The 7,446-nt window shown below is 56.6% G+C and carries 6 protein-coding genes; all 6 read right to left on the bottom strand.

What is annotated here, in order from left to right; translation table 11 throughout:
* Positions 1-209 precede the first annotated feature (209 nt).
* The 6 genes from EXR70_06535 to EXR70_06510 all read right to left on the bottom strand — a co-directional run bounded on the left by EXR70_06535 (position 210) and on the right by EXR70_06510 (position 7,328).
* Positions 210-1,346, bottom strand: a complete 1,137-nt coding sequence (locus EXR70_06535; GenBank protein MSP38130.1) for a hypothetical protein — start codon at positions 1,344-1,346, stop codon at positions 210-212.
* Positions 1,347-1,476: 130 nt separating this feature from the next.
* Positions 1,477-2,115 (bottom strand): cysteine hydrolase, encoded by a 639-nt coding sequence (locus EXR70_06530; GenBank protein MSP38129.1) that lies wholly within the window; start codon positions 2,113-2,115, stop codon positions 1,477-1,479.
* Between the two features lie 246 nt (positions 2,116-2,361).
* Positions 2,362-3,123, bottom strand: coding sequence for an RNA methyltransferase (locus tag EXR70_06525; GenBank protein MSP38128.1), 762 nt, complete (start codon positions 3,121-3,123; stop codon positions 2,362-2,364).
* An 83-nt stretch (positions 3,124-3,206) separates the two neighbouring features.
* A complete protein-coding gene (locus tag EXR70_06520) occupies positions 3,207-3,854 on the bottom strand; it encodes a matrixin family metalloprotease (GenBank protein ID MSP38127.1) in 648 nt (215 codons plus the stop codon).
* On the bottom strand, positions 3,817-5,325 hold the full coding sequence (locus EXR70_06515; protein ID MSP38126.1) for a methyltransferase domain-containing protein: 1,509 nt from the start codon (positions 5,323-5,325) through the stop codon (positions 3,817-3,819). The genes EXR70_06520 and EXR70_06515 overlap by 38 nt, the downstream gene beginning before the upstream one ends.
* Before the next feature lie 2 nt (positions 5,326-5,327).
* Positions 5,328-7,328, bottom strand: coding sequence for an ATP-dependent helicase (locus EXR70_06510; protein MSP38125.1), 2,001 nt, complete (start codon positions 7,326-7,328; stop codon positions 5,328-5,330).
* Positions 7,329-7,446 lie beyond the last annotated feature (118 nt).

Below are 7,446 nucleotides of genomic sequence, written 5' to 3'. Positions count from 1 at the left end.
GACGCACACACTTGGCCTATATCGAACCAACTCCAACAAGGTGGGGTTCCGCTATGGCCAGGTTTCTAACTTACGACCTCAACCCAACGCACTACCCTGACATAATCGCGTTGCTGTTAACATGACATATTGACGTTGCCACGACACCCATCCTACGAAGACGGTGCGCAAGCGCACCCTACGTCTTTACACGAGCCACGATCATGCTTTCAAATCCGTGATTCGAGAATTTCTAATCCATCGTATCTGTCGATCAAATACAGATTGCCGTCTTTGTCGTGGAACACGTCGTTGCTCATGACGACGTTCTGACCTTTGCCGGGATTGGGCACGTAGTAGCCGACTTCTTTGGGCTGATAGGGATTGGAAAAATCCACCGCGCGCAGGCCGCCGGCGAACCAGGTGACGTAGAGCGTGTTGCCGTAGACTTGCTCCGCCGGTTGATGCGCGCCGAAGCGGTTCATGGGCGTCGACTTGCCTTCGAAGGGGACGATGAAAGTCGCCACCGGCAATGGCAAATCTTCTTTGGTGATGTCGACGACCCAGAGAAAGGCGTTGTGGGTTTCGTTCAACTTCTCGCCGACCTCTTCGTCGGTGACGATCAGCCAGTCGCGCTCCATGATTTTGTTCAGCAGCGGCAGCGTCGTGTGGGTCGGACAGGGATAGGGCGGACTCCAGTCGAGCGTGCTGACGGTTCGCGGTTTGCTCATGTTCGAGATATCAACGATGGCGAAGCCGCCGTGCCAGTAGCTGATGTACAAACGGTCGCCGCGCCGGATCGGATGGTGGCAGCGCGTGTCCGCGCCTTTAAAATTTGGCGTCTCGCCGCCGGCGACCCATTGACCGGGCATCCACCAGCGCATGACTTCTTCGGGCTGCTCGGGATTTTTCATGTCGAGCATCATGGCGATGTTGCCTTGATAGCCGTCGATGGTCGGTGAGATATAGGCGTAGCGGCCGTCGAAAGTGAAGCGGTGCACGCCTTTGCCCGGTGTCTTGTACATGGCGATCTCGCGCGGTTTCGTCTTGTTCGAGATGTCGAAGATCTTCAGTCCCGATTGCAGTTCTTGTTTGGCTTTGTAGCGTTCGTAGTTGATCAGCATGATGTCGCCGCTGACGCGCACCTTGTGCGAGTGCAGGCCTTCGGGGATTCCGATGTGGGCAACGACTTTGGGATTCTTCGCGTCCTTGACGTCGATAATCGAGGTGCCGTGCGGCGGGTCCATGTGGCCGACGTAGGCGTAGCCGTTCTCGACGACCACCGAGCCGCCGCCGGCGAGATCCATGCGGCCGATCTGTTTGATGTTCTTGCTGATGCCGACGGGGGCGGTGACGTTCGCTGCCATGTTGGACTCCTTGTTTCTTAAATCAATTTGTTATTGTCTTTTGTCGAATGAAAATTTCATCTCACCACGAAGGGCACGAAGGTTTCGGATAAATAATATTCCGTCCTTCGTGGTGAACAGTTCTTTTATCCTATTTGCCAGCCTTCACAATCATCTCGATCACCTGCTCGGTCGTGCGCACGCGGGCCATGCGCGGAAAAATTATTTCCATCAGGGTGTCGTGGGCGCGTTGGTCGTGGGAGGTGCCGCAGGCGTCGCTGACGACGATCTGGTTATAATCCAAGTCGCGGGCGGCGTACATGGTCGAGGTCACGCCGACATCCGTCGAGCCGCCGGAGATGATGATCGTGTCGATGCCGCGAGTGCGCAGCGCCAGATCGAGATAGGTTTGAAAGAACGCGCTCCAGCGATATTTGACGATGTAGTAGTCGTCGGCCTTCGGTTCCAAGTCGGCGAGCACGTCGGAGCTTTTGTCACCGGCGATGACGTGCATCTTAGTTTTCGTCACTTCGCCGTTGGGCCAAGGCGCGAGCGAGTTGTTGGTGTCGGTGAGCAGCAGCGCGCTGGTGGCGTTGTCCGGACGGTGATTACCCTTGGCGAAAAATACCGGCAAGCCGGCGGCGCGCCCGGCTTTACTGAGCTTGACGGCGTTTTGAATCCACGGCTTCAATACTCGCGGCTTGCCTGGCGCCGGCTCCGGCACATAGCCGTTGAGAATATCGAAAAACAGCAGCGCGGTTTTTTTCAAGTTGAAATCGTTGACGTTCATTTCTCCTCCTGAGCGAGCGATGATTGGCCGCACCTTAGCGCGGCTTGACGGCGCGGTCCAGCGCTGCGGCAAGGAAAGAGGATAGGAGTTGGCCGCAAAGAACGCAAAGTTCGCAAATAATGAATCGGAGAATCTCCCGCAAAGGCGCTAACTTCGGAAATCTTATTTTCTTAACTTTGCGCCTTCGCGCCTTTGCGGGAGAAATTTCCGAATCCGATATTTATGATGACAAGATGTGCTGCGCCGCTACTTAATCTTGATGCCCTGCCGCTCTTTTTCTTCGACGGCTTTCCAGCCGTCTTTGGCGAACCATTCGATCTGGCGGAACATGGCGGTCAAGATGCGGCTGTCGCGGGCGGCTAGACCGCCGCGGCCGAGGATGCGCCGCAGCGCGAGCAGTATGTGTTCGGGATTTTCGGCATTTAAGAATCCGATTTTGAGCAGCGAACTCCTCATGAGGTCGAAGAGCCGCTCGATGTCTTCCGCTTGGGCGAGGGCAAATTCATTCGCCGCCGGCGGTTTTTCCAACGACGCGACGTAAATCTCGTAGAGACAGATCACCGCCGCCTGGGCGACGTTGTAGGATTGGTACTCGGAATTGGCCGGAATGATAATCAGTTCCTGGCAGTGTTCGAGATCTTTGTTGCTCAAGCCGTGGTCTTCCGGGCCGAATAGCAAAGCGACTTTACCGTTGCTCAATGCCGCGGCCATGGACGGCGCCGCTTCGCGCACGCTTTGGCTGTGACTGCGATAGAGTCCGGTGCGGCAAGTGGTGCCGACGACAAAGATGCAATCGGCGATCGCTTCGCGGATCGTCGGGTAGTGTTTCGCCTCGGCCAAAACATCGCGGCCATGGACCGCCATCGCCTTGGCCCAGAAACTTTGCGTGCGCGCGTCGCCGACGATGGCGAGTTCGCTGGCGCCGACGTTTTTCATCGCCCGCGCCACCGAGCCGACGTTGCCCGAGCCTTGGGGACGAACCATGACGATGCGGAGCTTGTTTAGCATAAGGCATCAGGCAACAGTAAGATTGAAGTCCGAATCCGGATTTCAGACTATTGGCTGTTGCCTATTGCCTACTGCCTAATTTTCTATTTGGCAAATAGGCAGAATTTATTTTTCACTATTGCCGCGCGGTTCTTGGCGTCGAACTCGGTGCGGTAGCCGTAGTTCTCATGCATCAGCGATTGATTGTCGTCGACATGTTCGGCGCCGAAGACATGGCCGAATTCATGAATCAGCGTGATCACATCGGGCTCGGGCTCGCGGTTCAAACCGCCGTAGCGAAAAATTTTCGCAGTGGGCACGATCATGTACTGGCTCAAGCCTCGTATACACTCGCCGACTCGGTCGACCCGCGGCCGGCCGGCGGTGAGATAGCGGCTGACGTTTTCGCCGCTGAAGGCGACGATCACGTCATAGTCGGCGCTCGGCGCGGAAAAATCTTTTTGCAAGCGGCTTAGCAGTTGCGGCGTGGAACTCATGCGTTCGCGCTCCGGCCATGCGGCGACGTTTTGACTGACTAGACGAATGTTGAACTCGCGCTCGTAGTAGTCCGAGGTCGCTTCGATAAGGCCGCGCGCTTCGCTCTGCCACTCGGGATTTCTCGCGCGAAAGGCGACGTCGGCGAGCAGCTTGACGCGGACGACGCGCTCGGGCGTGGCGTGGTTGAAAAGCGCGCAGGCGGAGAGAACGCCGGCGCTAAGGATTGAGCAGATTATCCGTCGGCGCGTAGTCATCGGTGAGAATCGGCACGTCTTCAGCCAGGGCCCGGTCGTAATAGGCGACGGCGACGTCTTGGATCGGATCGGGGAAAAGATCTTTGTCGATGGCGCTGGCGCGTTTGACGATCTCTTTGATGTCGACGCGCTGTTTGTCGCGGGTGGCGATGACGATGACGTTCTGGATCGTGTCGAGACTGACGTTCTCCGGGCGGCGCGCGGCGAAAATATAAATCTGCGGAAACACTTGGCGCTGGGTGCGCACGAAGGCGCGCGCGATCTTGCCCGACGGGCCGGTGACGGCGCTGATCAAATTGGCCACGACGATGCCGTTGGGCGTGAGCTTTTTCTGCGCCAGTTCGAAAAACTGCTTGGTCGCCAGATGAAACGGCGTGGCGTCGGTGAAGTAGGCGTCGAGTAAAATTATATCGTACAAGTTCTGCGTGCGAGTGAGAAACAGCCGGCCGTCCTGGGCGTGCAGCCGCAGATGACTGGTTTCCTTGACGTTGAAGCGCTCCTTGGCGATCTTGATCACTTCGGGATCGAGGTCGATGGCGTCGATTTCAATGTTGGGAAATTCTTTCTGGATTTTTTTCGGGATCGAGCCGCCGCCGACGCCGATGATGAGCATTTTCTTGGCATCGGGCCGGAAAGTAAATCCCAAGGAGGTGTAGCGCGAGTAAATCAGCCGCAAGGCGCTCGGATCTTTCAAGGTCATGGCGCTTTGCAACGTACGGTCGAAGTACATGTAGCGCGCTTCGTCGTCTTCTTCGACGCGGATGCGATGGTAGAAAGTATCTTTTTGCATGATGGTCTTTGCCCAAGCCAACGGCGCTCCAAACATGCTCAGCGAACCGAGCAATACCGAAAAGGTGGCGATGGCTTGGCTCAAGGGAATTCGCTGCAACCGGATCAAAGGTACTACAACTAACGACAAACACACCAGCGTAATACCCAGGGCGTGGATAATATTGCTGACGCCGAGAACGGGAATTAGATAGAACGCGGTGAGCAGCGTGCCCAAGATGCTGCCGCCGGTGGACACCGCGTACAGCGTGCCGGCGGTGCTGCCGACGGTATTCAATTGCGTAGCGGCGAGGCGAATCACGTAGGGCGAGACCGCGCCGAGGAAAATTCCCGGCGCCAAGAACAGCGCGGCGCAAGCGATCAACGGATTTAGCCGGTTGCCGAAATCGATCATGGCGATCTGCTCGTTCACCGACGGATAAATAAACGGCAAAAAGAAAATCAGGACGCCGGGCACCACCAGCAGCAAAAGCAATTTGCCGTAGGAGGGCTCGCGTGCCGACAGCCAACCGCCCCAGTAGTAACCGATGCTGAGCGCGGTCATGACCACCGAGATCAAGCTGCCCCAGACAAAGATCGAGCTGCCGAAGTAGGGCGCGAGCACGCGGCTGCCGACGATCTCTAACGCCATCAAGACCGCGCCGCTGATGAAGACGACGATATAGAGTAGCGGTTTCACCATGGTTAACTCTCCCAATTCCAATAGGAGCCCTCGGGCACGAGGGCGACCGGTTCCAACATGCGCGAGGAAATGCCGTCGACGAACTGCGACGGTTGCGACAACACCATGCGTAAACTCTTGTCGAAGACCCGGGTTGGGTAACTGATAAAAAGATTTTGTTTGGCGCGGGTGGCGGCGACATAGAGCAGGCGCCGCTCTTCTTCCAATTCCTGGGCCGAGTTGGTGTTGTAAAACGACGGGAAGCGTCCCTCCAGCGCCCAGATGATGAACACCGAGTGAAACTCCAATCCCTTGGCTGAGTGAATCGTCGATAGAATCAACGGACCTTCATCGGGGTCAACGGCGAGTTCGCCGCCGATGCTATCGTTGGGCGGTTCCAGCGCCATGTCGCTCAACAAACGATTGAGATCGCGATAGCGTTCGGTCATGCCCTGGAAATGTTCCATGTCTCTGAGACGCCTGGGATGATCGTCGGGATAGTTTTGTTTCAGGATCGGCAAATAATATTGCAGCAAATAATTAGCCTGCTCCGACGGCAGCTCGGCGCGGGCGGCTTCTTCCAACACTTGCGCCAGAGTGCGTAGGCCATGGGCGATCTTGCCCTTGGCATTGTAAGAGCGCAGCCGCTCCACGGCGTTGCCGCCTTCGAGCAGCCATTTGATAATCTTCTGCGACGCCCCTGGTCCGACGCCTTCGAGCAACATTAAAACTCGATTCCACGACACCGCGTCTTGAGGATTGGCGAGGACGCGCAGATGGGCGAGCAGATCTTTTACATGGGCGGCGTCCATGAATTGAAAGCCGCCGCGCTTGACGAACGGTATGTTGCGCCGGGCCAGCTCGATTTCCAAATCGAAAGAATGAAAGCTCGAGCGAAACAGCACGGCCAAGTCCCACAGCGGGACTCCTTCTTCGCGCAGCTCTAAAATTTTTTGACAGACGAATTGCGACTGCATCTGCTCGCTGCCGGCCTGCACCAGCTTGGGCCGGCTGCCGACGCTTTTGCGCGTGAACAAACGCTTGTCATAGCCTTCGGTGGCGCGCGAGATGATCTCGTTGGTCAAATTCAAAATCGGCTGGGTGCTGCGGTAATTTTCTTCGAGCTTGATGATGCGCGCGCCGGGAAACTGCTTGGGAAAGTCCATGATGTTGCGAAAATCGGCGCCGCGAAAAGAATAAATGCTCTGGGCGTCGTCGCCGACCACCGCGACGTTGTCATGGGTGGCCGCCAACAGCCGGACAATTTCCGACTGCAAGTGGTTGGTGTCCTGATATTCGTCGACCATTATATAGCGATAGGCATCGGACAGCCGGTTACGCACTTCGGCATGGTCGGCCAACAGGTCGCGCAGCTTGATCAAGAGATCGTCGTAGTCGGTCAGCGACTTGGTTTGTTTAAATTCCGTATAGCGGCGCTGCATTTCCGCTAGTTCCGGTTGGACTTCGACTAAATGGGGATATTCCAATTCAAGCAATTCGTTCAGCGCAATATGCTTGTTGTGGGTCATGCTAAAAATTTCCGCGACGGTTTGTTTGCGCGGAAAGCGCTTCTCTTTGGTGTTGAGTCCCATGTCCGAGCGCAGCGTCTGAATCACGTCTTCGCTGTCGGGCCGGTCCATGATCGTGAACGACGGCGCCAAGTTGACATGGCGGCCGTGCACGCGCAGGACCAAATTGGCGAACGAATGAAACGTGCCGCCGGAAACTTGGCTGCAGCGGCTGTCGATCAACAAACTCGCGCGCCGAATCATTTCCTCGGCGGCGCGCCGAGTGAAGGTCATCAATAAGATCGAACGCGGATCGATGCCTTGATCGATCAGATGGGCGACGCGGTAAACTAGCGTGCGGGTTTTTCCCGTGCCGGCGCCGGCGACGATCAACAACGGTCCGTCCATCGCCGTCGCCGCTTCGTACTGCGCGTCGTTCAGCTCCTTGCGGTAGTCGAGCCCTGAGCTATTGCGGATCGGTTCGGATAAATCTTTGAGGATGTAAGTGGTGGTCAAGAAAGCTCCAGTTGCAGGGTAAAGTACCGATTTTTGCTCAGTGGAGCAAGCGATGAAGGGAGATTCGGCGTGCCGTGATGGACCAAGTCTAACCCGCTACCGGAACGGCGAAAGGATT

It is taken from the genome of Deltaproteobacteria bacterium, assembly GCA_009692615.1.
In the GTDB taxonomy this organism is placed as follows: domain Bacteria; phylum Desulfobacterota; class Binatia; order UBA9968; family UBA9968; genus DP-20.
The sequence above is the reverse complement of the archived record's forward strand: the minus strand, read 5'-3'. Positions and strand labels throughout refer to the sequence as shown.